The sequence below is a fragment of the Nisaea sp. genome (genome assembly GCF_039990255.1).
Classification (GTDB): Bacteria; Pseudomonadota; Alphaproteobacteria; order Thalassobaculales; family Thalassobaculaceae; genus Nisaea.
Genome location: NZ_JBDXGG010000004.1, coordinates 456,161 through 480,890 on the forward strand (window position 1 = coordinate 456,161; position 24,730 = coordinate 480,890).

Sequence of the window (24,730 nt, forward strand, 5' to 3'; positions counted from 1 at the left end):
TGGCTCTCTCCCCTAATCCGCATTTGCATTAGCGGTCGACGCCTTGTCGAACCAGAACGTATCCGGCAGATAGACCCCGAAATGGGCTCCCGGATCCCAGTTGTAGACAGCCTCCTCCGGCACATTGTGTAGCGCATTCGCGACCACAACCGGCTGCAACACGCCGGATATCAGCCCGATGGTGAAGACCTGATCGGCGTTGATCTGAAGGATCTCGTCCCAGGCCCTCTTCTTCACAGCCCGTGTCGCGGCGTTACGCCAGGTCACGTAGAGTTCCTGAAGCCGTTTTGCCGGCCCCATATCCGTCGCTTCTCCGGACATACCGCCGGTCTCGATGAACTGGCCCCATTTCGGCCATTGCAGCTGCTGTTGCGTATACGGAACAAAATCTTGCGGGCTGTTCAGCTCTGTTGCCAGGCCGTTTTCCGCACCGAACCAGACGGACATCAAGGTCTCGCCTGAGAAGATCCGGTTACGGAAGACATTCCGCTGTGAGGGCCGGGTAAAGAGTTTGATGCCCGCAGCCTCCCAGGAATCGTGAATCAGGGACAGGACGTCTGTCTGTTCCGTGCTTTCCCCGGCAGTCTCGACAATCAATTCCATTGGCCGCCCGTCCGGCAGCAGACGCAGACCGTCCTCGCCACGCTTGAGGCCGATCTCGTCAAGCAGATCGTTCGCCTGCTTCAGATCGAACGTCGCCCAGCGGGTCTGATAATCCTTCTGGTAAAGCGGCGAGGCTGGCAGAACCGTGTTGTTGCCCTCATAGGCCAGACCGTAATAGATCACCTGATTGATCTCGTATCGGTTGACGGCAAGCGAGAGGGCGCGACGGAATCGAACGTCCCGGAACAGGTCCCGCCAGGCCAGATCGACGGCGTTGAGGTTCGGGAACAATGCCATATGCGAGCCCTTGGCCGTACGCCAGAGCCGTGTGTCGAAGGGAAAACGGTCCTCTGCCTCTTTCAGGAAAGTGTAATCATCGAAGGAGAGATACCGGGCCTGCAGATCCGTGTCGCCTGCACCCACCTTAGCCGGAATCAGTCCCGGACTGGCAATATCGAAGATTACTTCGTCGATGTAAGGGAGCTGGCGGCCTTTCGGGTCGACCCGGTGGAAGTAGGGATTGCGCTCGAACCGGAACCGGGTCGAGGTCGCATTACCCGTCACCATCCAGGGCTGCAACACCGGCAGATCCGGATTATCCATCCGGTATAGATTATCCATTTTGTTGTGCATCGCCGCCCAGTTCCGCTGCTTCGACTCTTTGACCCGCTGGGCGAGTTTGGTCGGGTCGGCATAAACAGCATGCATCGGCTTCAGATAGTGCGCCGGGCGATAAATATAGAGCGGGCTTGCCTTAGCCAGCGCAGGCAGGAAGTCCGGATTTGGTTTAGACCAGGAATAGCGCACCGTGCGCGCGTCGATCATCTTAAACAGCGGCGCCTCGCCATCCACCATCATGACGCTCGGCGGACCCGCAGGCGACAGATCCGGGTTGTTTGCGACATCTTCCCAGAAATAGCGGAAGTCCTCTGCCGTGAAAGGATGCCCGTCGGACCAGCGATGATTCTTGCGCAGGGTAAAGGTGAAAACTCGCTCATCCTGGACGCTGAAATCCTCGAGGATATCGGCGAAAAGCTCATAATCGCCGGGCCTGTAACAGATGAGACGGCCATAGCCATAAACCGTCATCTGCCGCGTGTCCTTGCTCCGTGACATCAGCATGCGGAGCGTGCCGCCATACTGGCCGAGTTCAGCGCCACGGGAATCAAAATCGACTGTCATAGGCAGATCTGGTAGCCGATCGGCCATTGGTGGCAATTTCCCGGCGGCCACACGCTCTTCAAGAGACGGCACTTCCCCAGCGAACCCCGACACCATTGTCATCAGGAACGCGGTCAGAAAGACCGGAAGCACAAACCAGTTTCTCACGATGCCAGCCTCAGGGTCAGGGCCGATTCGTCAGCCCGCACAAAATGCCCGTCGCCAAGATCGATCAGACGCGGATTGGTTTCCTCGCTGACCGTAAACGGCGCCGGCCATTCGGACGGGATCGAGCAGCGGCTATCCATTACGGACTCGAAATCAAGTGGATTATCGAGGCTCGGATCCGGAACCGCCCGGAGCAGCGCTTTGGTATAGGGATGCACCGGATTCCGGAACAGCTCCTCGCGCGGAGCCAATTCTACGAGCCTGCCAGCACACATCACCGCGATCCGGTCGGCGATATAATCCACCACCGCCAGATTGTGCGAGATGAACAGATAGGTCAGGTTCAGCTTTTCCTGCAGATCCTTCAGAAGGTTTAGAACCTGTGCCTGGATCGAGACATCCAGCGCCGAGACCGGCTCGTCGCAGATTAGCATGCGCGGTTTCAGGGCAAGCGCCCGGGCTATGCCAATGCGCTGACGCTGACCGCCGGAGAAGCTGTGCGGATACCGGTTAAGATGCCGGGCATCGAGGCCGACCAGTTTCATCAGCTCCGATACCATCTCACGGCGATAGGCATCGTCTCCGATACCGTGAATGACCAGCGGCTCGCTGACGATATCGAACACCGTCATGCGCGGGTTGAGAGAGCTGAACGGATCCTGGAAGACGAATTGCAGCTTTTGCCGGAAATCGGTCAGCTGGTTTCCGTCGAGGCCAAGCACGTCAATCTCGCCATCCTGGTCCGCATAGGTGACGGCACCCTGATCCGGCGTCAATGCCCGCATGATGGTCTTGCTGAGGGTTGTCTTACCGCATCCGGACTCTCCGACGAGGCCAAGACACTCTCCCGGCAACACCTCGAAGCTCACATCGTCCAGCGCATAGACCTTCGATTCATCGCTTGAGATCCAGGAACCTTGCCGGATGGTGAAGCATTTCGACAGGCTATCTACCCTGAGGATCGGCTTTTTACTGTCAACCGGAGCCTTGGCGGACTCTGTCGGCGCCAACAGATGACCGGTTTCACTCTTGATCTCGCGGATCGGCACCAGTCGCTCACCCGGCTCCATGTTGAAGCGAGGCACTGCCGCCATCAGGGCTTTAAGATAAGGATGCTGCGGGTCATTGAACAATTGCGCGCGGGTACCGCTTTCCATTACCCGGCCGCGATACATCACCACAACGTCGTCGGCCATATTGGCGACAACACCGAGGTCGTGCGTAATCATCAGCACGGCCATGCCGAGTTCGGCCTGCAGATCCTTCATAAGTTTCAGGATCTGTGCCTGGATGGTCACGTCGAGCGCAGTCGTCGGCTCATCCGCGATCAACAGAGACGGACGGCAAATCAACGCCATCGAAATCATCGCCCGTTGCCGCAGACCGCCGGAAAGCTCAAACGGATAGGTACGGAGCGCCCGAGCCGGATCGGGGAAACCGACCATCCGGAGCATGTCCTCTGTCAGCTCCTGCGCCTCGCGGCCGGAAACGTTCCGGTGCAGCTCCAGTGCCTCGCGGATCTGGTTCCCCACCGTGTGCAACGGCGAGAGCGATGTCATCGGTTCCTGAAAGATCAGCGAGATCTGACCACCACGGATTTGCCGCATCGCCTTACCGTCGCGATGGAGCCGCGCGATATCGGTAATGGTGCCTTTTTTCCGGTCGTCGGCGAACAGGATAGAGCCGCTGCGGATCTGGGCTACAGGCGGCAACAGACCCATGATTGCCTGGCTGACTACGCTTTTACCGGAGCCGGATTCGCCGACCAGGGCCACTGTCGTACCCGCCCGCACCTGAAAGGAGACCTTGTTTACAGCGAGCAGTTCTCCGCCCGGCAGGTCAAATCCGACCTGCAAATCCCTGACCCGCAGTAGCGGTGTCAGTTGGTCGTTCATGCCATCAATCCCCCTGATCCGCCGGCATCCTAATGATCCGTCGCGGCCAGCCCCGTGTTTATCCCTGCAGCTACCAGATTATCTGTTGTCGTCTGGGTAAGACCAAGACCGTTTTTTCCGGCAGCGGAAGCGGCATGCTCCAGCACGGCTTCGAAACCGTCAAGTGTCGATTCAATGGCAATTTTCGCGCCGTTCCGGTCTTTCAGGACAAGGTGCATCCAGCCTTTATCCTTCTCCTTCTGGGTCGAATAGTAACGCAGATCCATCACCGCCAGATCCGGCCATCTGATATCCTTGCCAAGGGGGCCGAGCGCTCGGATTCCGTCCTCATCGACCTCAAATTTGGTTTGTCCCCGGAGCCAGGTTTTGACGACAAAACCGGCAAAAAGCAGCGCAAAGAGGACGAAAACGATCTGGAAAGCCCCGATCATCGGAGCAAAAGCGACCGGGAATGCGGTTATTAGAAACCCGAGGCCACCGCGTACATAGTCCCCCGTAATCGCACCTTGCTGGTATCCGTGCAGGCTCATTCCAGATCCTCTACAGGCAAAAACAGTCACGTGGCGCGATCAGGTCAACGGCCGCATGGGACTTCAATCCCAGCACCAGACTCTCAAGCGCGCGCCAATCCTCATCCACCATTACCAGATGATGCGTCAAAAGTCCGCTCGGCTCCTCCGCATCTGCCCGGCCAAAACGGCGCGCTTCAAGATGAAAGGCCAAAGCCGTCGCCACGCCCTCTCTCCCGACAAATTCACGGGTACCACGCCAGTCGATGACATCGATGTGTGTGTTGACACAGCGCAGGCCCGGCGCCGCATCGAGCCCATGGCGCGGGCCGAAAGTCGAGAGCCCCCTGAAGCCACAGTCGGCAAGACACTCCAACACGTCCGGTGCAATTCGGTTCCAAGGCGGAACAAAACAGGGGAGCAGCTGGAACGGAAATGCTTCCCGAAGCCGCGTTAACCCGTCCCTGGCATCGCGACACTTGTCAGTCAGCAGCCTGGAAGCCGGGAATTCACATTTTTTTTCATCGGCCTCCGCATGATTGCGATGGGCGAAGCCATGCACGAGAAGCTCAGCGCCCGTTCCCGCCAGCCGGGATGTCAGTGCATCTGTATCCGAACCTTCCGGCACAACAGCAAGACCTGGCGCCCATCCGGTTGCATATGCCATGGCCAGCAACGGCTCCAGTGCCGGAGTCGGTCTTTGCAGATCATCGTCCCGCCACCAGATCCTGGCGATCTTTCCGTCAGACGCCCAACGATCAAGCTCGCGCAGAAGCGCCTCTGTTCCAGGCAAACCGGTCATACCGGCTCCAGCAATTCATTAAGGATGCGTGCTGTACCGGCAGCACCGTCAAGATCAATGCCAGAAATACCCGCCTCACGGCCAGCCACCGCCTGCTGCATCGCACGCGCGAGAGCGCCATGACTCAAGGCACTCTCCGATACCACGGCAAGCCGACCGCGCCGGGCCAACAAATCCGCACGCACCCTCTGCTCGGTCTCAACACCCCCCTCATAGGGAATCACCACCGAGGCTGTGCCAGCTGTGAGCACTTCGGCAAGTGTGTTGTAGCCTGCTTGAGAGATCGAAAGGAACGATCTCGAAATGATTGAGGCCAGATCGGGCCGGCTGCGCTCGACGATCACCCCCGGTCCTGAATGGCTTTCGATCTCGCGCACTGCGTCGTCCGGCATGTGTGGGCCAGTGACAAAACGCCATGTCCGGTCGGCATAAGGCAGCTCGGGTCGGAGCCGCGCCACCGCACGCATGATATCCCCGCCAACGGCGCCGCCGCCGGCCGAAACCACCACCTCTCCCGTACCATCCCCGGCACCGTTGCCGGTCGTGTCTATCGGGTTCAGCACATAACCGGTGTAGCGAACCGGGGGCGTCAGTTCGTCATACATCGGGAAGGTGTCGGCGAGGCTGATGACCGCTTCGTCGCCATGTATCAGGACCATGTCGTAATAACGATCCACCGTCTCGACGATCTCCCGGTTACGATCCGGACGCGGCTTGGTCACCAGGATATCGCGCATGGAGGAGACGATCTTCGGCTGCCACGGCGCCGCCTTGGCCAGATCCAGTAGCGGCAACAGCTCGAAACGCATCTGCCGGCGCCCGAAAGGAAAGAGTTCCGTGAAAAGGATATCGGGGCGGATCTCCTCGAACAGATCGAGCAGCGTGGCGCGCCGCGCGGCGCGCCAGTCGTCATCAATTTCCCGGCCGCTTTCGTCCGCCAACACCTTGAAAAGACTGTCAACGGCACGGACGGGCGGCAATTGATGCAAGAGCGCTCCGCCAATATCCAGATGCGGAACCGGCATGCCACCGGACACGAAGTGCACCTCGAATCCATCCGCAACCGCTGCCTGCGCAACGGCGGCTGCACGGCGCAGATGACCAATCCCCAGCAGGTTCTGCACATAAAGAAAGAGCGTCTTGGGGCGGGTATCGGTCATGAAAGCAGACTCATATTCATTGCATCGGGACGGATGGTACCGTCCGGGTCGAGACGGACCATATGCATAGCAGCCCAGTCAAGCCGGACTGGCGGCTTGCCTATCATGTCCCACCCCCAGGCGAGCGCCAGAGCGGCGCGGATCACACCCTTATGGGTGACAGCAAGACAGCATTCCGACACTGGTTGCCGCGCCAACAGCTTTTCAAAAAGTGTCCCGAGCCGAGACTGTACGTCGCGCGGAGACTCCCCTCCCGGCGGCCGGAAATCCAGACCACGATCCTCGTTCACTTTCATTTCGGCACCGGATTGAGATCTGAGATCGACGAGCCGCTGACCTTCCCAATCGCCCCAGTCCATTTCGATCAGCAGCGGCTCGATTTCGAGGGTCGCGCATCCCGCCAGTGACGCGGTCTGCCGCGCGCGGCCAAGCGGCGAAACCAAGGCTGGCGCCGACCGAAACGCATCCGGGAGCCGGTATCGGGCTGCCTGTGCCCGGCCGGTTTCCGAAAGCGGAATATCGGTTCGCCCCTGCACCCGGCGTTCCGCATTCCATTCGGTCGGCCCGTGCCGCAAGAAGCCGATCAACATGACAGAGCCTGCAGCGCCATGTTCAATTGCCCCGCGACGCTTTCGAGGCTGTGGCTGTGGTTCGCCTGCTTCCGGCCCGCTGCACCGAGCCTGCGCGCCAGATCCATGTCGAGAAGCAGCCGATCAAGATTCCTGGCAAAGGCCACGGCATCTCCTTCCGGAGACAGCAGACCAGTTGCCCCATCGCTCACGATGTCCGGCACCCCGCCGACATCGCCGGCGATCACCGGAAGGCCGCTGGCCTGCGCTTCCAGCAAGGCCATGCCATAAGCCTCGTTGATAGAAGGCCAGGCAAGGATGTCTGCCGCTTGATAAAGAAACCGCAGCCGTGCCGCATCCACCGCCCCAAGCAGATGGACACGCCTCCGATGCGGGGCAAAACTGGCTTCGACTTCGGGCCGTCCGGCGCCATCGCCAGCAATGACCAGCGCCCAGCGCCGGTCCACGGGAAGCCGGGATAGGGCGTCAGCCAAGGCCCGATAGGAATTGATTTTCGCGCCCGGCCGCATCATGCCGACGGCGAGCAACAGCGGCTCATCTGAGGCAATCCCGAGCTCGGCCCGCAAGTCTGAGCCAGCAGATGGATTAATCGAATAGGGCAACCCGTCGAGGAACGGCTTGACGTTGATATATCGCCCACCCGGCCCTAGGCATGGTGCCACGCATGGCTTGTCACGGCTGTTAAAACCGATGACAAGCGCCGCCTGACCAAGCGCATCCAGAGTCCGGCGATGAGAGTCCGCCCAGGGGCCATCCGCCCTTTTCGGCGCATTTGAGGCTTCGGCCACCACATAAGGAATCCCAAGCCGCCGGGCAACCGCCGGGCCGATCAGATCAGGCGCCTTGTAATAGAGATGATATGAGAACCAGAGATCAGGCTTCGCTATTATTCCGGATTCACAACGTTGAACAAACCTGTCCGCGAAGCGGGCGCCCAGGCGCGCCAGACGAGCCTGAAGGGCCAGATCGCCCTGCCCATCCCTGCTGCGCAGCCGGGAGGCAAGGAAAACGTCATGACCGCCCGCTCTTAATGCCGCCATCAGCAGGCGCGCCATCCGCCGGTCGCCGGAAGGAGTTGGCGCATCGGGCGATTTCAGAGGCGCGTAGAAGGCAATCCTCACGCCGCTTCATCCGCTCCAGCAGCCGCACTTTCGTCCACGGGGTCAAGTCCGAGAAGAGCCGCGAGCGTTCCGATTGCCGCCTGATGATCGAACCGGGTGCGAACTTTGGTTTCGCCAGCCGCCCCATATTGCATCCTGAGGGCCGGGTTCCGAATCAGGTTTTCGACTGCCGCAGTGAGCGCGGCAACATCGTCAGGCGGGACAAGAACGCCGGTCACCCCATCCTCAATGAGTTCCGGGATGGCCGAAACATCAGTGGCAAGGCAGCAAAGAGCCTGACTCTGCGCCTCCATCAAGACGTTCGGCAGACCGTCCCGGTCGCCATCCTCGGCAATCCGGCTCGACAGGATGAAAAGATCGGAGGCTCGGTAGGCTTCAAGAACCTCGCTCTGCGCCGCAGCCCCGCGCCAGGTGACGCGATCCTTGAGCCCAATCCCCTCAGCCTGGCTCTTCAGTGCCGCGAGCTCCTTGCCGCCACCAATATGCGTCCAGTGCCAGGATAACCCATCCGGAAGCCGGGCGAGGGCATCAAGCAGCTGGTCGAACCCCTTCTTCGGAACCGCGCGGCCGACCGAAAGCAGGCGCACCGGCTCACCAGCGCCATCGCGCTCCATCCCTTTCTCGCCTCCAGGCGCGAAGCTGGAGAGATCAAGGCCGTGATAGACCAGTCTGGTCTTACCCGGCGCGAGGGAATCCAGATGCTCAAAGCCATAGCGGGTGCAGGTCACGGCCCAGGCCGCATCGGCGAGCTTTTCGCGCTTCTCCCATTCCGGCGAAAGCCAGATATCCTTGGCGTGCGCCGAGGCAGACCAGCTTCGCCCGCTCATCAGCGCCGCATAGCGGGCGACCGAGGATGGTGTATGCAGAAAATGCGCATAGATATGACGGAACCGCGGATCAAGCTCGGTCGCCAGCACCAAGGCCTGACCGAAGCGCCGGACACGGTTCGGGGTAAAATCCCGCTTCAGATCTTTCAACCAGAGACGGATGACTGCACCATAGCCAGGCATTCGACGCGCTTTCCACCAGGCTTTCAGAACCCTCAGTGGATGCTGATAGAGATATTCCGGCAGGTAGTTCACTGCGCTGGTGATCTTACAATGTACGGGATGCGTGGCCTTGTCCGTTGGATGGCGCAGGGAGACGATTGTGTAATCGAGCCCAAGGCGCTGCAGTTCGAGAATTTCCTGCGCGATAAAGGTTTCCGAAAGGCGTGGATACCCTTTCAGAACGATAGCCGTCGGAACGCTCGTCGCTGATCTTGTCATGATTTTCTGAACCAATTTGACGCCTGCCCGTGAACCCTGACGCTGGCTCAGGCTTCCCGTCGGAGTACCGATACCTTGGCGTCGGTGCCGTGCTCGTAGAGCCACTGCTGCGCCAGCCGATTGACTTCCTCAAGTCCGTCCAGCAAACCGGATTCCATACTCTCCGACGGTTTCGGCTGATTGGGAAGCCGCCGCAATGCCTCAGACATGACGTGCGGATCATGCACGCCGTCATCGACAAGCATAGCCGTAATCCCCAGCTCCTCGGCCCGTGCAGCCCGGATGTACTGCTCAAGCCGCGGCTCTGTCCGGGGCACGATAAGCGCACGCTTATCGAAGGACAGGATCTCACAAAAGGTATTGTAGCCGCCCATGGCAACAATTCCCACTGCGCGCGCCATCAGACTCTCAATACGCGAATCAAACGTAATGACATCCACCTGATCGATTTCGGCCGCCCTCTCCATGAACTCGTTCTGCAGCTCGGCAGGCATAAACGGCCCGAGCACGAGAAGAGCGCGATACGGAAGATCCATATCCGCTTCGTAAGCCTTCAAGACCCAGTCCATCAAACCGTCTCCATCGCCACCGCCGCCGGCTGTGACAAGGATGAACGGGTCTTCAAGATCCGTCGTCATGATCGGGTGGACATGACTAGGCACCTTGCGCTTCAGGTACCCGGTATAAGAGGTTTTGGCCTGAACAGATTCCGGCATCGGCATCCCGGAATAGGGATCACAGACAGACTGCAGGCCGTAGACCCAGATATCGTCGTAGACGTCTCGCAGGGCTTCAACCGCATTCTTCCGCTCCCACTCGGGCAGCAGCTTTTCCGGCTCATCCATCACGTCACGCAGGCCGAGAACCAGCGGAGTTCCGCGAGCTTTAAGCATCTCCAGCGTTGGCCGAACCTCACCGCGCAGCCCCCAAGGCTCCTTATCGACAATGAAAAGGTCCGGATCGAACGCATCCGCTGTGTGCTGGATGATCGAAGACCGCAGATTGAGGGTGTCCTCAATATCGAGATGCAGGTTCAGCGAGGTATAGTCACCATTGCGCAGCTTGATCACGCCCGGAATGCGGACAAAATCAACGCGCGTGCGGAAATCGAAGCTGCCAATGATTGGCGAGCCGGACAGAATCAGTACGGACAGATCGGATTGCTGCTCCACTAAGGAGTGCGCGATCGCCCGGCATCGCCGAAGGTGACCCAGCCCCATCGTATCGTGGCTGTACATCAGCACACGCTTCGGGCCGCGCTTGTTGCTCGCGTACGTCAAACGCCCATCCACTCACACATCGGCCCTGAAAGCTGAAGGCCCCGCTGAATCGCAGGTTCGATCCCCACGCATATCCCCATTTGTTCACTATGCCACAGTGTGAACTGTGGCAAAACCAGTTTGGCCCTTCACAGATTTACCTTATGACACTCTTCAGTTACTGTTTTGCGCGCAAACGGTTTTTGCTGACGGCGCCAACCGGCATAGGCTAGTGGATCGCATGGAACCTTCGATTTTCCGGTTCATTTTCCGGCACAGCAAGAAAGAACAGATCTTCCTTCTTGTGCTGACCGGGCTCTCTTTCCCATTTCTTTATTATTCCCTCGAGCTACCGAAAACCATCATCAATCAGGCTATCGGCGGAACAGAATTTCCCCGCGACCTGTTTGGTTACCAGTTTGATCAAATCCACTACCTCTTGCTACTGAGCGTGTTCTTCCTCGTCCTCGTCTGCATCAATGGCGCGTTCAAATACTATATCAACGTCTTTCGCGGCCAGCTCGGCGAACGCATGTTGCGCCGGCTCCGTTATGATCTTTATGCACGCGTCCTGCGGTTCCCTCTGCCACATTTCAAACGGGTCAGCCAGGGCGAGGTGATCCCGATGATCACCTCCGAGGTCGAACCGCTGGGCGGGTTCATCGGCGATTCCGTGTCATTGCCGGCTTTTCAAGGCGGCACGCTGCTGACCATCCTGATCTTCATGTTCGTGCAGGATCCTATCCTTGGAGCGGCGGCCATAGCGCTCTATCCGATCCAAGGCTACATCATTCCGAAACTGCAACGTCGTGTGAACGCGCTCGGCAAGGAGCGGGTGAAGGCGGTCCGCAAACTTTCCGACAAGATCGGCGAGAGCATTTCCGGGGTTCAGGAGATCCACGCCAACAACACGGCACGCTTCGCGCTGGCCAAATTCACGGCCCAGCTGGGCGAGATCTACACGATCCGCTATGAAATTTATCGGCGGAAGTTCTTCATCAAGTTTCTGAACAACTTCATAGCCCAACTCACTCCGTTCTTTTTCTATTCGATCGGCGGCGTTTTGGTAATCAAGGGAGACCTCACTTTCGGAGCGCTGGTTGCCATACTGGCCGCCTACAAGGACCTTTCCGCGCCCTGGAAGGAGCTGCTCGGTTATTACCAGCGCAAGGAAGATGCCCGGATCAAATACGATCAGGTGATCGAGCAGTTCGACACGGCTGGCAGCCTGACCGAAGCCCAGCAACTGAATGAGCCGGAGGAGCCAGTTTCCTTTGCCGGACTGGTGGCTGTCCGAAATCTTGGCCTCACGGACGATGACGGCGAGGTCTTGCTGGAAAACGTCGCCTTCGAGATCAAACAAGGTGAAAAAGTCGCGATCGCGGGGCCAGGCGGCGGCGGCAAGGATCTGCTCGCCATGGTCGCCGCACGATTGCTGCCAGCGACATCCGGCAGCATCACCATGAGCGGGGTCGACATCGCAGGACTGCCAGAAGCAATCACGGGGCGAAGAATCGGTTACGTCGGACCGGGCGCCTTCGTGTTTTCCAGTACAATACGGGAAAATCTGCTGATGGGCGCCCGTCACTTCCCGCATGGCGGTCCAGACCCTGATTGCTTACCGGACTCCCCCGAACAGCGCAGGGCCGCCGAGGCATCGGGAAATTCGCTCGACCCGATTTCAGCCAACTGGGTCGATTACCAGGCAGTTGGCATCGATGAGGAGCACCTCAATGAACGCCTTGCCGACCTGCTGCGCGTAGTCGGCCTTGAAGACGAGGTCTATTCCTTTGGGCTGCGCGGCTCCCTCGACGCGGCGAGCCGGGACGAAACAGGACGCCGGATCCTGGGAGCACGATCAAAACTCCGTTCACGCCTTAAGGAGCTGGGGCTCGACCACCTGATCGAGCCGTTCAATGCCGAGAAATTCAATACCAATGCAAGCGTGGCCGAGAACCTGCTGTTCGGCACTCCCGTTGGCGAGCATTTCAAACCCGAATATCTCGCGAGCGAGCCTTATGTTCGCGCGATTCTTGACAAGGTCGGCCTCACAGACGATTTCGTCCGGATCGGTCGCGATGTGGCCGCGACAATGGTCGAGCTTTTCAAGGACTTGCCACCCGACCATGAATTTTTCGCGCAATATGCTTTCATCTCGGCTGATGACCTGCCGGAGTTTCAGACCCTTTTGCAACGGGCCGACAGGCTCGGTCTGGAGGGCATGGAGCTGGACGATCGGAGCAGGTTCCTCGACCTCCCGTTCAAGCTGATCCCGGCCCGGCATCGCCTCGGCATGATCGAGGAAGATCTGCAGACCCGGATACTTGAAGCCCGAAAAGCCTTTCGCGAAGGTCTGCCGGAAGAGCAGCGTTCGGCTCTCGAGTTCTTCTCGGTCGATCAGTTCAACCTCGCGGCGTCGGTGCAGGACAATATCCTGTTCGGCAAGATCGCTTACGGACAGGCCGATGCGGGCAACCGGGTCGGTTCAGTGCTCGCGGAAGTCATCGAGTCTGAAGGTCTGCGCGATACGGTGATCGAAATCGGACTGGGGGCGGAGGCAGGGATTGCCGGCTCTCGTCTGACCGCTGCACAGCGACAAAAAATTGCGATTGGCCGCGTGCTGCTCCGCCGGCCGGATATCCTCATTCTTAACGAGGCGGTTTCAGCCCTCGATTCCGGGGTTCAAGGACCAACAGTGGCGCGTATCCTGAAAGAAGCCGCCGACCGGACGGTGATTTTCGTTGCGCACCGCGCCCGCTTGGCGCAACCGTTCGACCGTGTTCTGGTAATGCGAGGCAGCCGGGTGATCGAGGACGGCTCGTTTGATACTCTCAACAAGGAAGGGACCGTGTTCCGGGGACTGCTGGATGAAGAATAACCCCGAACTGGTGACGCAAAGGGTCTACCCATGAGTCTGAACCAAGAAGTAGAGCTTCTTAAAAACATTCCGCTCTTTGCCAAGATCGAGCCGTCGAAGTTGAAACTTCTCGCCTTCACGTCGGAACGGCTGAGTTATACGGACGGACAGGTTCTCTTCAGTCAGGGAGATACAGGCGACGCCGCCTATATCATAATCGGCGGCACCGCTTCGGTGCTCATCGGCACGGGGAACGGCATGGTCGAAGTTGCTCAGCTCAGCAAGGGTGACGTGGTCGGCGAGATCGCCATTCTCTGTGACGTGCCTCGGACCGCGACCGTGCAGGCCAAAGAGTCCCTGACCACTCTTAAAATCAACAAGGAAGCCTTCTTCCGCCTTGTCACCGACTTCCCGCAGATCGCGGTTGAAATCATGCGCGAGCTGGCGGCCCGACTGGAGCAGACAAACATCCAGCTCCGCGCCGCCCTTTCCGATAACGGAAACTAGCAGCAGCCCGTGAGCCGTCTCGACAGTGCCATCCGGCGCCTTCAAGCGCAGCAGCTCTGCCTGGAATGGGCTGCTTCAGCTGTTGCAAATCGTTCCGGCAACGCAATAGAACTCGGACTCGGTAATGGGCGGACCTTCGACCATCTACGCTCTCTGATGCCGGAGCGGCCGTTCTATGTGTTCGACCGCCAGATCGCAGCCCATCCTGACTGCATTCCGGCAGATGGCCGCATTTTCCTTGGCGACTTTCGCGAAACGCTGGTCGCGGCAAAGCAGGCTCTCGGGCAGACTGTGCTACTGGCCCATCTCGATATTGGCACCGGCGACAAGGCGGCGAGCATCGCACTGGCCGCGGAAATTGCGCCTCTGGTTGACGGCTTGCTCGCCGACGACGCCGTGGTAGTCAGCGACCAGCCGGTGATCCTTCCGCGCTGGACGAGCGCACCATTACCGGAAGGAATTAGGCCCGGCCGCATCCATCTCTACCAGATCGGTTAGCCCGCCGGGTTGAACAACACGGCCACAAGATGCATTTCAGACCCAGGGATCACCATTAAGGCAGGGCCTTTCCTTTGGACTCATTGACCCAGATTGTACTCGGCGCGGCAGTATCTGTCGCCGTTTCCGGCCGCCGCATTGGCCCCCGCAAAGCTGCACTGCTCGGCGCCGGTTTGGGCACTCTGCCTGATCTTGATGTGCTGGTCCGGCACGGCGATGCAGTCAGCGACTTCATCCTGCATCGAGGCTGGAGCCATTCCCTGCTGGTCCATGCCGTTGTCACGCCGCTGATTGCAGAAGCAGCAATGCGGGCCTTCAGCGGCCTGAGGGAGCATCGCGTAACGGCCTATCTGACTGTTTTCCTCTGTCTCGCCACCCACGCGCTGCTCGATGCAATGACTGTCTATGGCACCCGGCTGCTCTGGCCGCTGGATGATACGCCATACGGTGTCGGCTCCATATTCATCATCGACCCGCTTTATACCCTGCCACTTGCCGTTGCCACTGTCTGGGCCTTGCTACGCCGCGACTGGTCGCCACGAGTGGGCCGCGTGACGGCTGTCGCCCTTGCGCTTTCGACTCTGTATCTCGGATGGTCCTTGGTGGCTCAGCAGATCGTTGACGGCAAGGCACGGCAAGCCCTCGCGAATGCCGGGCTAAATGCCGAGAAAATCTTGGCTACACCGATGCCCTTCAACACCCTGTTCTGGCGCACCATCGCCATCGACGGCAGCCGTTATTACAACGTCTACCAGCCACTTTTTGCCGAAACGGACGCGGCGCAGATCCATGTGCATCCGCGCCTCGCCGAAACAGGCCCCTGCCTCGATATGGTCCCGAGCGGAGCTGCTGTCGCGGCCTTCTCGAAAGGGTATTACCGCACTTTCATTGATGAGAGCGGGTTCCGAATCGCCGATCTCAGGATGGGCGTGACGCCAAGCTTCGTGTTCGATTTCCGTGTTGCATCGGCGGAGGGCGATACCTGGAAGACAATCATGCCGGAACGGGTCCGCAATGCCCGCTCGGCAGCGGGTGATATCGGCTGGCTGCTTAATGGAATATCCGGCGGCTCCATGATCCGGCCGGCGGAAGCGGCAAGTATCCTTGATCCTTCGGCGCCATTGCTTGCTGCACTACCGGAAACGCAAAGCTGCGGGTGAGCAACGCGCCCCCACCCGTGGACACCATCATTGCCGGAGAGCCGGGACCTTTCGGGTCAAGGGAGGAGGGATCCCGGATCGGATCCGGGATGACGAAGAAGCCGCGGGGTGACGCTAGGCGTCGATCGTCAATCCAGATCGACGATCACCGGCGCATGGTCCGACGGCTTTTCAACACCACGCATGGATTTTACCACGGCAGCCGATTTTAGACGGCTTTTCAGCGGTTCCGTCACCCAGACATGGTCGAGACGGCGGCCCTTGTCGGCCAGCTCCCAGTTCTTGGAGCGGTAACTCCACCAGGAATAGAGCTTTTCCGTTTCCGGAACGAAATGGCGAACTGCGTCGACCCAGCCAAGCCCGGACTGCAGCTTGTCCAATTCCTCGACTTCGATAGGGGTGTGGCTGACCACTTTCAGAAGCTGCTTGTGGGACCAGACATCATGTTCCAGCGGCGCGATATTGAGATCGCCGACCAGCACCATCGGATCGCTGCTCTTGCGCTCAGCCCCGAACCAGTTCTGCATTTCCGACAGAAAATCGAGCTTGTGGGCGAACTTGTCGTTCACCGCCGGGTCCGGCTCGTCACCGCCCGCCGGCACATAGAAGTTATGCACTTCGGGTCCGCCGTCGAGTTTCACCGCGAGATGGCGGCAGTCACTCTTGCCGCACCAGTCCCGCTGGCCCTCATCCGTAAAGGGCACGCGAGAGATCACGGCGACGCCGTTATAGCTCTTCATGCCGCGGATAGCCTGATGGACATACCCTGCGTCTTTCAAAACCTCGGCAGGGAAGGTCTTGTCCTCGGTCTTGGTCTCCTGCAGGCAGAGCACGTCTGGTGCCTGTTCTTGCAGGAAACGCAGCACCGTCGGCAGGCGCAGGCGCACGGAATTGATGTTCCAGGTGGCAATCCGCATCACTCTGTCTTTCGGTCGAGGGAAATAAAATCTATTCGGCGGCGGTCGCGAGGCCGAGACGGGCATTCAGATGAGCCCGGCAAGCATCGCCGAAGGCTTCGAAGATCTTTTTGTTCAGTCCCTCAATCGGGACTGGCCATTCCGGGTGCCACTGCACAGCCATCACAAAGGCCGTGGCGCCCGGGACGCTGATCGCCTCGACGATTCCGTCTGGCGCCACTGCTTCCACAACCACACCTTTGCCTGGCTGATCGATGCCCTGTGCATGCAAGGAGTTCACAAGCGCGGTGTCAGAACCGGCGATGCGGGCAAGCTGGCCGCCTTCTGTCATGCGAATCTCATGAGCCGGACGGTATTTGCGAGTGTACTCGACATCCCGGCGCATGCGGTGGTCGAACTTGTCCTCAAGATCAAAGATGCGCTGATGCAGAGTGCCACCGAGGGCGACGTTCAGCTCCTGAATACCCCGGCAGATTCCGAGAACCGGAACACCCGCCTCAATCGCCTTACGGATCAGCGGCAAGGTAACGCCGTCTCGGCGCGGATCGTGCTGCGTGCCTTCGACACTGTCGGGGCCGCTGAAGTTATGCGGCTCGATATTGGAAGGACTGCCTGTCAGCAACAAACCGTCGATATGAGCCACCAAACTGTCGAGATCGAGCTGCCCAGCCTCAAGCGCCGGGATGATCAGCGGCAGACCGCCTACCGGCGCCGGCACACAGGTCACGTATTTCTCGGAAACCTTCTGTGTCGAATAATCCTCGCCTTGCAGATGACAGGCGGTGACACCGATCAGGGGCAGGTTCGGCACGGTCAGCATGGAAACTCCTGAGGCTACTGATTCTGGTAACGCCCCGTTCTCCGGGGTGTGAGGGCGCGCAACTGGCGGCGCAGGAATACAGATGCCATATTCGCTCCATGGACCTCAGCGTGCAACAGCTACTGCAGCACAAGGGCATATTGATCCTTGCATGGATTGCCCTGCTCTTCGCCGCCGAACGATGGCTCCCCGCGGCACCACGCCAGGGCGGCTGGATCCGTGTGATCCGCAATGCCGTGCTCTGGATAATGAACAGCGCACTCTCGCCATTAATCGTGATCCCGGTTTCGCTTTGGGCAGCTAACCACGCGCTCGGATGGCGCCCGGACTGGCTCGGAGGCGGTTTGGGCCTGATCGTGGATGTCCTGCTGCTCGATATGCTGATCTACTGGTGGCATCGCTTGAACCACGAGATTCCGTTCCTCTGGCGGTTCCACGAGGTGCACCATCTGGACGAATTCCTCGACGTCAGCTCCGCCGTGCGCTTTCACTTCGGCGAAGTGCTGATGAGTGCCGGGGCAAGGGCCGCGATCATCATATTGCTTGGCATTCCCTTTACCTCAGTCATCGTCTTCGAGACCCTGGTGATCCTGTCGGCTTTGTTCCACCACTCGAACCTGAGGCTTGGCGAAAAGCTGGAAACCGCACTGGCCCGCGTGATCGTCACTCCGTCGATCCACTGGGTGCATCACCACGCGATTCGGGCGGACACGGATTCGAATTATGCGACGATCTTCAGCTGGTGGGATCTTGTGTTTCGCTCACGAAGCGCGACCAAGCGGACAATGGAGATGAAGATCGGGGTCGAAAACCGGTCCGATGAGAAGATCATTCCACTGATCGTAATGCCCTTTCGGAACAATCGCTGAAGCGACCTTGCCTATTTATCGACAAAAGTATCGGCTTCAAAATCACGCGGCTTGAACAGATCATCCTGCAAGTTCATCCCGCGCCGGGTCTCCAGCAGAGCCACCTTCACCTCGACGCCCTGGGCATCGGTGATGGTCCATTGCCGCAGGGCAAGCGGCGCGTCGGAGAACACCATCTGCACCATGCCCGCCTCGGGATCGTCCCGCATCCTCATCAGGAGGCGGATGACACCGGGATTGCGGGCGACGTCCAGCACCTCGAGATCGGTTTTGAAGTCCACCGGATCCGAGACCAGTACCGAAAGCGGCGTACTGCCGAGCGGAACATGGGTTGTCTGTTCGAGCTCATTGTCCTGAAACACCAGCCAGGTGCCGTCCGAGACCAGGAGAATGGGCGACGGTGCGTCATATTCGAAACGCATCAAGCCGGGTCGCTTCAGAGACAGAATGCCCTGCGCCGTCGCGCCCGTGCTGGCGACCTGCAGGAAACGCGCCTGCAGGGTGGTGATGCCGTTGAAATAGGCTTCGATCTGCTTCAGCGCCTGCTTGTCGTCCGCGCTGAGTGGTGCCGCTCTCGCGTCGAACGAGAAGGCCAAAAACAGGACGGCGGCAAAGGTGGCGATCAGCTTTTTCATGAATCTTGAAATGGCAGGCGTTCGCCCGGGTTGCAAGCGGCAATTCCGAGGCAGAGTGCACGATCCGGTCAAACCGCACCGTCAGCTCTCTCAAACGTCATCCCGGCCGGAGAGCCGGGACCTTTGCGATCATAAGGCTGAATGTTGTCTGCAAAAGATCCCGGATCGGTGTCCAGGAAGACGAAATTGTTTGTGGGCGGAGTGTGGGTGGCCCCCCTACTCGTCCTCGTTCGGATTGCGCACCAGCACCTCGCGTTTGCCGACATGGTTCGCCTGGCTGACCACGCCTTCGCTTTCCATCCGCTCGATCAGGGTGGCGGCACGGTTATAACCGATCTTCAGATGACGCTGGATAAAGCTGGTGGAGGCCCGGCGTTCGCGGGCGACGATAGCGATGGCCTGGTCGTAGAGCGCATCGCCGCTGTCCGTGTTGCCGCCGGACAGGCCCGAAAGATCGCCGAAGCCGCCGTCTCCGCCGCCCTCGCCATCATCCTCGGTGACATTGTCGTTATACTCCGGCTCGCCCTGGGCGCGGAGGTGGCGAACCACGTCCTCAACCTCCTCATCACTGACAAACGGGCCATGCACACGGGTCACCCGGCCGCCACCGGCCATGTAGAGCATGTCACCCTGGCCGAGGAGCTGCTCCGCGCCCTGCTCGCCCAGAATGGTCCGGCTGTCGATCTTAGAGGTGACCTGGAAGCTGATCCGGGTCGGGAAGTTGGCCTTGATGGTACCGGTGATGACGTCGACCGACGGACGCTGGGTCGCCATGATGACGTGGATACCGGCGGCACGGGCCATCTGGGCGAGGCGCTGCACGGCGCCTTCGATATCCTTGCCGGCGACCAGCATCAGGTCCGCGACCTCGTCGATCACCACAACGATATAGGGCAGCGCCGTCAGATCGAGGGGTTCTTCCTCGAACACCGGCTTGCCCGTTTCACTATCGAAACCAGTTTGCACCCGGCGCTTCAGCACCTCGCCCTTCTTGCGGGCTTCGGCGAGGCGCGCGTTATAGCCGTCGATATTCCGGACGCCGAGCTTGGACATCGCGCGATACCGGCTTTCCATCTCCCGCACGGTCCATTTCAGTGCCACCACCGCCTTATTCGGATCGGTGACGACCGGCGAGAGCAGGTGCGGAATACCGTCATAAATGGACAGTTCCAGCATCTTCGGATCGATCATGATCATCCGGCAGCGTTCCGGCGAATGCCGGTAGAGCAGCGACAGGATCATCGTGTTCACCGCGACCGATTTACCGGAACCGGTGGTACCGGCGATCAGCAGATGGGGCATGCGGGCGAGATCAACGACCACCGGTGTGCCGCCGATATCCTTGCCGAGCGCGATGCCGAGCTTGGCTCCGGAGCGCTCATAGGGATCGGATTCGAAAATTTCACGGAGATAGACGGTGTCCCGGCGCGCGTTCGGCAACTCGATGCCGATCACGTTGCGGCCCGGTACCACGGCAACGCGGACGGAGACCGCGCTCATGGAGCGGGCGATATCATCCGAAAGGCCAATCACTCGGGATGACTTGGTGCCCGGCGCAGGCTCAAGCTCATAGAGTGTCACCACCGGGCCATGACGGATTTTACCGATCTCCCCCTTCACGCCAAAATCGGCAAGGACTGATTCGAGCATCCGGGCGTTTTCCTGCAGCGCCTGAGGCGGCGGGCCTGCCATGCCTTCGGCTGCTTCGGTCAGCAGCTCTATTGCCGGCAGCTCGTAATCCCCCGCATTACCGAGATCAAAGCTGGTCTGCTCCACCTTCGCAGGTTTTGCCGGTTTTGCCTTGCGAGGCGCCGGGGCTGCATCGGGTTCGGCCTTCAGGACCGGGGCTGACGATTCAACTTCCGGCACGCGCTTCGGTTTAGCCGACAGGCGCGGCCCCTCATCCAGCGCCTTGCCGGATAAGGAAGGCTCCTTGCGGCCCACAGAATCAAACCCTTTGCGGGCAAGGCTCGCCGTGGCTTCAAGACCTGAGCCCAGCGCGCGGCCACCGAGAACGCCACCTTTTGCCCCGAGCGCCGCCGCAGTGCCTACTCCACGGCCCGCGCCGCGCGCCAGAGACAGCCATTCACTCCAGGAGGCGCCGAAGGTCCAGAGCAGCAAGGAGACCGCGCCCAGACCGGAGACAAAGCCGATCCAGGCAGCATCCATTGCGGCCAAAAGGCCGAGTGCGGAAATCTTCGTTAGCGCCAACGTGCCGATCGCGCCGCCGAGACCGGCCCGGAGCGGCCAGCTTTCCGGAACCGGCAGTACGGCAAGCGCCAGGCAGCCCGCAATCAACGCCACCGGCAGCAACGCAATACGCAGGGCTACCCGCTGAAGTCCCCGATGGGTCAGCAGGCGCCAGCCCCAGATCGCGAAGAGCAACACAGGTACGGCACTCACAAGACCGATTGTCTGCACCATAATATCGGCGACCAGCGCACCGGCCGGGCCAAGCAGGTTAGCGGCACTGCCGGAGCCGGCAGCATTCAGAGATGGATCTCCCGGCACATAGCTCAGCAGCAGCGCCGCCCCGAGACCGGCGGCCAGAATCAGAGCAAGGCCGGCGAACTCGGCAGCACGGCGGCGCAGGTACAGACGGGCGCTCTCGGGCAAAAATCCCCCGCCCGCGGACCCGTTACCGGCAGTTTTCGTCGATGCGCTCATGCTCTTGCTTCTCCCCCGTATCACCGGCCGCCTCAGAAATAAGGCGCAATCCGGCGCAGGCCTTCCTCGGTTGTCGCCGCATCGTAGACAAGGGCGATGCGGACATAGGGATCACCCGGATTAACGCCCTCTGCATCTTCACGCGCCATCAATCCGACCGGCACGATCTTGACCGCCTGCTCGCGCCAGATCTGTTTCGTCAGCGCTTCGGCATCTTCGGCTGGCATGCAGACAAAGAACCCGGCCTCCGCTTCGTGATAGCCCTTCTTATTGCCCAGCACCTGCGTGGCGATGCGCCAATTCTCCGCGTAATGCGCTCGGTTGGCCTCGACATGGGCTTCGTCTTTCCAAAGCGCCGTCGCGGCATGCAGGATCGGCAGCGGCGTCGAGGCACTGCCGAACATGATGTACTCGCCATACCGTCCGATCAGCTCCGGATCGCCCGCCATGAAGCCCGAGCGCAGCCCGGGACCGCTGGATCGTTTCGATAACGAATGCAAAACCACAATGTTGTGCAGGCTGTCACCGAGCGCGGCCGCTGCTTGCAGACCACCGACCGGCGGATCGCCGCGATAGATCTCTGCGTAACATTCGTCCACCGCCAGCATGAAGTCGTACTCACGCGCCAGTTCGATCGCCCGTTTCAGATAATCGAGCGACGCTGCACGACCCTGCGGGTTCGTCGGCGTACAGAGGAAGCAAAGCGCGGTCCGCTCCAGGATCTCCGGCGCCACCTCATCGAGCTTCGGCAGAAAGCCGTTTTCCGGCGTTGCGTTCATGTAGACCGGTTCGGCCCGGCCGACCATGGCCGCGCCGCGATAGGAGTGATAGAGCGGGTTCGGCATCAGGATAACCGGCTGCTGCCCGTTCTTCCGCTCGGGTACAGCGAGAAAACCAAGCTGGTACAACGCTTCGCGGGTCCCGGAGATAGACGTCACATGACGCTCCGGATCGAGCATTCCGCGCGGCAGATCATAGCGCTTGTCGAGCCAGCCCGTCACCGCCCCCCTGAACGCCGGATCGCCCTTCGGCGACGGATATTTGTTCCAGAGATGACCGCTGGCCGCGATGGTTTCATTGACTAAAGCAGGCGGCTGGATCTGCGGCTCACCCACGGAAAGCATAATCGGGCGCTTGCCGGCAGCCGGCTCAATGCCCTCCAGCATCTTGTTCAGACGCGAGAAGGTATAGTCGCTAAGCGGTTGAAGCGCCGGGTTTATCATCGATTTTGCCCTGCTCGTCCGGAATTCCGGCGCGAACTATCAGTGGTTAAATTCGATTCTATAATAGAACCCGCATAGTTATGGGGCAACTTTAATGCAAAATCTCATAATTCGGGAGGTTCGCGCACGATGTTCTCAAAATCATATAAAATATTGCTTTAAATAAGGAAAAGGCCCGGATGTTGCCATCCGGGCCCCTTCAAAAAATGTTATTCGGATTAGACCCGGCCGGAGCCGCCACCGAATTCCGGATAGGCCTCAAGACCACACTCGGCACGGTCCAGACCAAGGAATTCTTCTTCCTCGCTGGCCCGCAGACCAATGGTCAGCTTCAGAACGCTCCAGACAATAGCGCTGGTGATCACGACGAAAGCGCCAATGGCGACAATGCCGATGATCTGCGTGGTGAAGCTGGCGCCATCATTGGAAAGGACAACCGCGATGGTTCCCCAGATACCGCAGACCAAGTGAACCGGGATTGCACCGACCACATCGTCGATCTTCAGCTTGTCGAGAAGCGGAACAGCAACAACGATGAGGATACCGCCAATGGCACCGATCATCACCGCAGTACCGATGCTCGGAGCAAGCGGCTCGGCGGTGATGGAAACCAGACCACCAAGAGCACCGTTGAGCGCCATGGTCAGGTCAAGCTTCTTGTAGATGATCTGGTTCAGGATCACCGCAGCGACAACACCGGCCGCAGCGGCCATGTTGGTGTTGACGTAGATGGTTGCGATGTCACGAACGTCAGCGGCAGAGCCCATGGCAAGCTGGGAGCCGCCATTGAAGCCGAACCAGCCGAGCCACAGGATGAACGTGCCCAGTGTCGCCAGCGGCAGGTTCGAACCCGGCATCGGGTGGACGGAACCGTCGCTACCGAACTTACCGGTACGAGCGCCGATGATGATGGCACCGGCAAGAGCCGCCCAGCCACCAACAGAGTGCACGATTGTGGAGCCGGCAAAGTCGGAGAAGCCCATTTCACTGAGCCAGCCGCCGCCCCAGGTCCAGGAACCCTGGATCGGATAGATGATCCCGGTCAGCAGAACCGTGAAGATCAGGAACGGGAACACTTTCACGCGCTCGGCAACCGTACCGGACACGATGGAAGCGGTCGCCGCCACGAACACCATCTGGAAGAACCAGTCGGAGGCCGCAGCATACCCGGAGCCGTCGCCAGTGAAGCCGTCGGCGGTGATGACATCGTCAGCACCGGACCAGATCGCGAAGGATCCCATGAAGCCCGAGACATCCATGTACATCAGGTTGTAACCGACGAGCCAGTAGAGCAGGCCGGCGACAGAATAGAGGGTGATGTTCTTGGCGCACTGCATGGTCGTGTTCTTGGTGCGGACGAGGCCCGCTTCGAGCATGCAGAAACCGGCCGCCATCCACATCACGAGGAACCCGTGCATCAAGAAAGACAGCGTGTTGAAGATGAAGGCCGTCTCTGGATCAACGGCCGCTGAAGCGGTGTTCGTCAGCGTGATCGTAACCAACGCAGTGACGGCCGTCAGAACGGAAAAGCCGAAAAATTTTCTCATCTGGTGAGCTCCTTAAAGCGCGTCGTTGCCGGTCTCGCCGGTGCGGATCCGGACGGCTTGGGAGACATCCAGCACGAACACCTTACCGTCGCCGATGCGCCCGGTATTCGCAGCTTTCTGGATGGCTTCCACCACCTGTTCCGCCAAGTCGTCCGGCACCGCCACTTCGACTTTGACCTTTGGAAGGAAATTTACGGCGTACTCCGCGCCGCGATAGATTTCGGTTTGTCCCTTCTGCCGTCCGAAGCCCTTGACTTCGCTAACCGTCAGCCCCTGGATCCCCAGAGCGGTCAGTGATTCGCGGACTTCGTCAAGCTTGAAGGGCTTTACGATTGCCATGATCAGTTTCATGCCGCCCAACCTTTTCCTGTTGTGCTTTTCCGGCGCCCTAAAATCAGGGCAACCAGAAAACCTGCTCAGCGCAGATCGGCGAATTCATTACAAAATGCGGGCCAACACAGATTTATTTAGGATTTTCCCGTTAAATCATAATG

21 protein-coding genes are annotated in these 24,730 nt (G+C 59.7%); 5 read left to right on the forward strand and 16 right to left on the reverse strand.

All coding sequences use genetic code 11. The features are described from left to right. Positions 1-12: 12 nt before the first annotated feature. Genes ABJ076_RS02895 through ABJ076_RS02935 form a run of 9 tightly spaced genes read right to left on the reverse strand, consistent with a single transcriptional unit; the run spans position 13 to position 10,557 of the window. Positions 13-1,932: an ABC transporter substrate-binding protein gene (locus ABJ076_RS02895; protein ID WP_348186515.1), complete on the reverse strand. Its 1,920-nt coding sequence runs from the start codon at positions 1,930-1,932 to the stop codon at positions 13-15. Beyond that, positions 1,929-3,827 (reverse strand): ABC transporter ATP-binding protein, encoded by a 1,899-nt coding sequence (locus ABJ076_RS02900; protein WP_348186513.1) that lies wholly within the window; start codon positions 3,825-3,827, stop codon positions 1,929-1,931. The genes ABJ076_RS02895 and ABJ076_RS02900 overlap by 4 nt, the downstream gene beginning before the upstream one ends. A gap of 29 nt (positions 3,828-3,856) precedes the next feature. Next, on the reverse strand, positions 3,857-4,357 hold the full coding sequence (locus ABJ076_RS02905) for a hypothetical protein (RefSeq protein WP_348186511.1): 501 nt from the start codon (positions 4,355-4,357) through the stop codon (positions 3,857-3,859). Positions 4,358-4,367: 10 nt separating this feature from the next. Further along, entirely contained in the window at positions 4,368-5,138 is a 771-nt protein-coding gene (locus ABJ076_RS02910; protein WP_348186509.1) for a polysaccharide deacetylase family protein, read from the reverse strand. Then, positions 5,135-6,298 (reverse strand): glycosyltransferase, encoded by a 1,164-nt coding sequence (locus ABJ076_RS02915; RefSeq protein WP_348186507.1) that lies wholly within the window; start codon positions 6,296-6,298, stop codon positions 5,135-5,137. Before ABJ076_RS02915 ends, ABJ076_RS02910 begins: the two co-directional genes overlap by 4 nt. Then, the gene (locus ABJ076_RS02920) at positions 6,295-6,888 is read right to left on the reverse strand and encodes a histidine phosphatase family protein (protein WP_348186505.1); all 594 of its coding nucleotides are present in this window, start codon (positions 6,886-6,888) and stop codon (positions 6,295-6,297) included. The genes ABJ076_RS02915 and ABJ076_RS02920 overlap by 4 nt, the downstream gene beginning before the upstream one ends. Continuing rightward, on the reverse strand, positions 6,882-8,009 hold the full coding sequence (locus ABJ076_RS02925; RefSeq protein ID WP_348186503.1) for a glycosyltransferase family 4 protein: 1,128 nt from the start codon (positions 8,007-8,009) through the stop codon (positions 6,882-6,884). The genes ABJ076_RS02920 and ABJ076_RS02925 overlap by 7 nt, the downstream gene beginning before the upstream one ends. Further along, the gene (locus ABJ076_RS02930) at positions 8,006-9,277 is read right to left on the reverse strand and encodes a glycosyltransferase family 4 protein (RefSeq protein ID WP_348186502.1); all 1,272 of its coding nucleotides are present in this window, start codon (positions 9,275-9,277) and stop codon (positions 8,006-8,008) included. Before ABJ076_RS02930 ends, ABJ076_RS02925 begins: the two co-directional genes overlap by 4 nt. A gap of 47 nt (positions 9,278-9,324) precedes the next feature. Next, the gene (locus ABJ076_RS02935; RefSeq protein WP_348186500.1) at positions 9,325-10,557 is read right to left on the reverse strand and encodes a glycosyltransferase; all 1,233 of its coding nucleotides are present in this window, start codon (positions 10,555-10,557) and stop codon (positions 9,325-9,327) included. Between the two features lie 220 nt (positions 10,558-10,777). On the opposite strand from ABJ076_RS02935, the gene ABJ076_RS02940 reads away from it, so the two are divergent. The 4 genes from ABJ076_RS02940 to ABJ076_RS02955 all read left to right on the forward strand — a co-directional run bounded on the left by ABJ076_RS02940 (position 10,778) and on the right by ABJ076_RS02955 (position 15,558). Next, a complete protein-coding gene (locus ABJ076_RS02940; RefSeq protein WP_348186498.1) occupies positions 10,778-13,414 on the forward strand; it encodes an ABC transporter transmembrane domain-containing protein in 2,637 nt (878 codons plus the stop codon). A 30-nt stretch (positions 13,415-13,444) separates the two neighbouring features. Then, positions 13,445-13,900 carry a cyclic nucleotide-binding domain-containing protein gene (locus ABJ076_RS02945; protein ID WP_348186496.1) on the forward strand — a complete coding sequence of 152 codons (456 nt, stop codon included), beginning with the start codon at positions 13,445-13,447 and terminating at the stop codon, positions 13,898-13,900. Positions 13,901-13,909: 9 nt separating this feature from the next. Next, entirely contained in the window at positions 13,910-14,398 is a 489-nt protein-coding gene (locus ABJ076_RS02950; RefSeq protein ID WP_348186494.1) for a class I SAM-dependent methyltransferase, read from the forward strand. A gap of 83 nt (positions 14,399-14,481) precedes the next feature. Then, complete coding sequence (locus ABJ076_RS02955; RefSeq protein WP_348186492.1) at positions 14,482-15,558, forward strand: metal-dependent hydrolase; 1,077 nt, start codon at positions 14,482-14,484, stop codon at positions 15,556-15,558. 128 nt (positions 15,559-15,686) lie between these two features. Here ABJ076_RS02955 and xth read toward each other — a convergent pair whose 3' ends face one another. Then, the gene (gene xth / locus ABJ076_RS02960) at positions 15,687-16,475 is read right to left on the reverse strand and encodes an exodeoxyribonuclease III (RefSeq protein ID WP_348186490.1); all 789 of its coding nucleotides are present in this window, start codon (positions 16,473-16,475) and stop codon (positions 15,687-15,689) included. A 31-nt stretch (positions 16,476-16,506) separates the two neighbouring features. Beyond that, entirely contained in the window at positions 16,507-17,295 is a 789-nt protein-coding gene (locus ABJ076_RS02965) for a gamma-glutamyl-gamma-aminobutyrate hydrolase family protein (protein ID WP_348186488.1), read from the reverse strand. Positions 17,296-17,405: 110 nt separating this feature from the next. Here ABJ076_RS02965 and ABJ076_RS02970 point away from each other — a divergent pair, with 110 nt between their 5' ends. Next, complete coding sequence (locus ABJ076_RS02970) at positions 17,406-18,164, forward strand: sterol desaturase family protein (protein WP_348186486.1); 759 nt, start codon at positions 17,406-17,408, stop codon at positions 18,162-18,164. Between the two features lie 11 nt (positions 18,165-18,175). Here the strand turns inward: ABJ076_RS02970 and ABJ076_RS02975 are convergent, their stop codons facing one another. The 5 genes from ABJ076_RS02975 to ABJ076_RS02995 form a co-directional block, all read right to left on the reverse strand. Next, complete coding sequence (locus tag ABJ076_RS02975; protein WP_348186484.1) at positions 18,176-18,799, reverse strand: outer membrane lipoprotein carrier protein LolA; 624 nt, start codon at positions 18,797-18,799, stop codon at positions 18,176-18,178. 216 nt (positions 18,800-19,015) lie between these two features. Continuing rightward, positions 19,016-21,466: a DNA translocase FtsK 4TM domain-containing protein gene (locus ABJ076_RS02980; RefSeq protein WP_348186482.1), complete on the reverse strand. Its 2,451-nt coding sequence runs from the start codon at positions 21,464-21,466 to the stop codon at positions 19,016-19,018. 32 nt (positions 21,467-21,498) lie between these two features. Beyond that, positions 21,499-22,689, reverse strand: coding sequence for an aminotransferase class I/II-fold pyridoxal phosphate-dependent enzyme (locus ABJ076_RS02985; protein ID WP_348186480.1), 1,191 nt, complete (start codon positions 22,687-22,689; stop codon positions 21,499-21,501). A gap of 218 nt (positions 22,690-22,907) precedes the next feature. Then, positions 22,908-24,236: an ammonium transporter gene (locus ABJ076_RS02990; protein WP_348186478.1), complete on the reverse strand. Its 1,329-nt coding sequence runs from the start codon at positions 24,234-24,236 to the stop codon at positions 22,908-22,910. A 12-nt stretch (positions 24,237-24,248) separates the two neighbouring features. Next, positions 24,249-24,587, reverse strand: coding sequence for a P-II family nitrogen regulator (locus ABJ076_RS02995; protein ID WP_028466168.1), 339 nt, complete (start codon positions 24,585-24,587; stop codon positions 24,249-24,251). Positions 24,588-24,730: the final 143 nt, after the last annotated feature.

Excerpts from the sequence above, each read along its gene's own strand:
- xth (WP_348186490.1), bottom strand. The coding sequence starts at position 16,475 with ATGCGGATTGCCACCTGGAACATCAATTCCGTGCGCCTGCGCCTGCCG.
- ABJ076_RS02900 (WP_348186513.1), bottom strand. The coding sequence starts at position 3,827 with ATGAACGACCAACTGACACCGCTACTGCGGGTCAGGGATTTGCAGGTC.
- ABJ076_RS02995 (WP_028466168.1), bottom strand. The coding sequence starts at position 24,587 with ATGAAACTGATCATGGCAATCGTAAAGCCCTTCAAGCTTGACGAAGTC.
- ABJ076_RS02930 (WP_348186502.1), bottom strand. The coding sequence starts at position 9,277 with ATGACAAGATCAGCGACGAGCGTTCCGACGGCTATCGTTCTGAAAGGG.
- ABJ076_RS02965 (WP_348186488.1), bottom strand. The coding sequence starts at position 17,295 with ATGCTGACCGTGCCGAACCTGCCCCTGATCGGTGTCACCGCCTGTCAT.
- ABJ076_RS02905 (WP_348186511.1), bottom strand. The coding sequence starts at position 4,357 with ATGAGCCTGCACGGATACCAGCAAGGTGCGATTACGGGGGACTATGTA.
- ABJ076_RS02980 (WP_348186482.1), bottom strand. The coding sequence starts at position 21,466 with ATGAGCGCATCGACGAAAACTGCCGGTAACGGGTCCGCGGGCGGGGGA.
- ABJ076_RS02915 (WP_348186507.1), bottom strand. The coding sequence starts at position 6,298 with ATGACCGATACCCGCCCCAAGACGCTCTTTCTTTATGTGCAGAACCTG.
- ABJ076_RS02990 (WP_348186478.1), bottom strand. The coding sequence starts at position 24,236 with ATGAGAAAATTTTTCGGCTTTTCCGTTCTGACGGCCGTCACTGCGTTG.
- ABJ076_RS02975 (WP_348186484.1), bottom strand. The coding sequence starts at position 18,799 with ATGAAAAAGCTGATCGCCACCTTTGCCGCCGTCCTGTTTTTGGCCTTC.
- ABJ076_RS02985 (WP_348186480.1), bottom strand. The coding sequence starts at position 22,689 with ATGATAAACCCGGCGCTTCAACCGCTTAGCGACTATACCTTCTCGCGT.
- ABJ076_RS02910 (WP_348186509.1), bottom strand. The coding sequence starts at position 5,138 with ATGACCGGTTTGCCTGGAACAGAGGCGCTTCTGCGCGAGCTTGATCGT.
- ABJ076_RS02920 (WP_348186505.1), bottom strand. The coding sequence starts at position 6,888 with ATGTTGATCGGCTTCTTGCGGCACGGGCCGACCGAATGGAATGCGGAA.
- ABJ076_RS02945 (WP_348186496.1), top strand. The coding sequence starts at position 13,445 with ATGAGTCTGAACCAAGAAGTAGAGCTTCTTAAAAACATTCCGCTCTTT.
- ABJ076_RS02940 (WP_348186498.1), top strand. The coding sequence starts at position 10,778 with ATGGAACCTTCGATTTTCCGGTTCATTTTCCGGCACAGCAAGAAAGAA.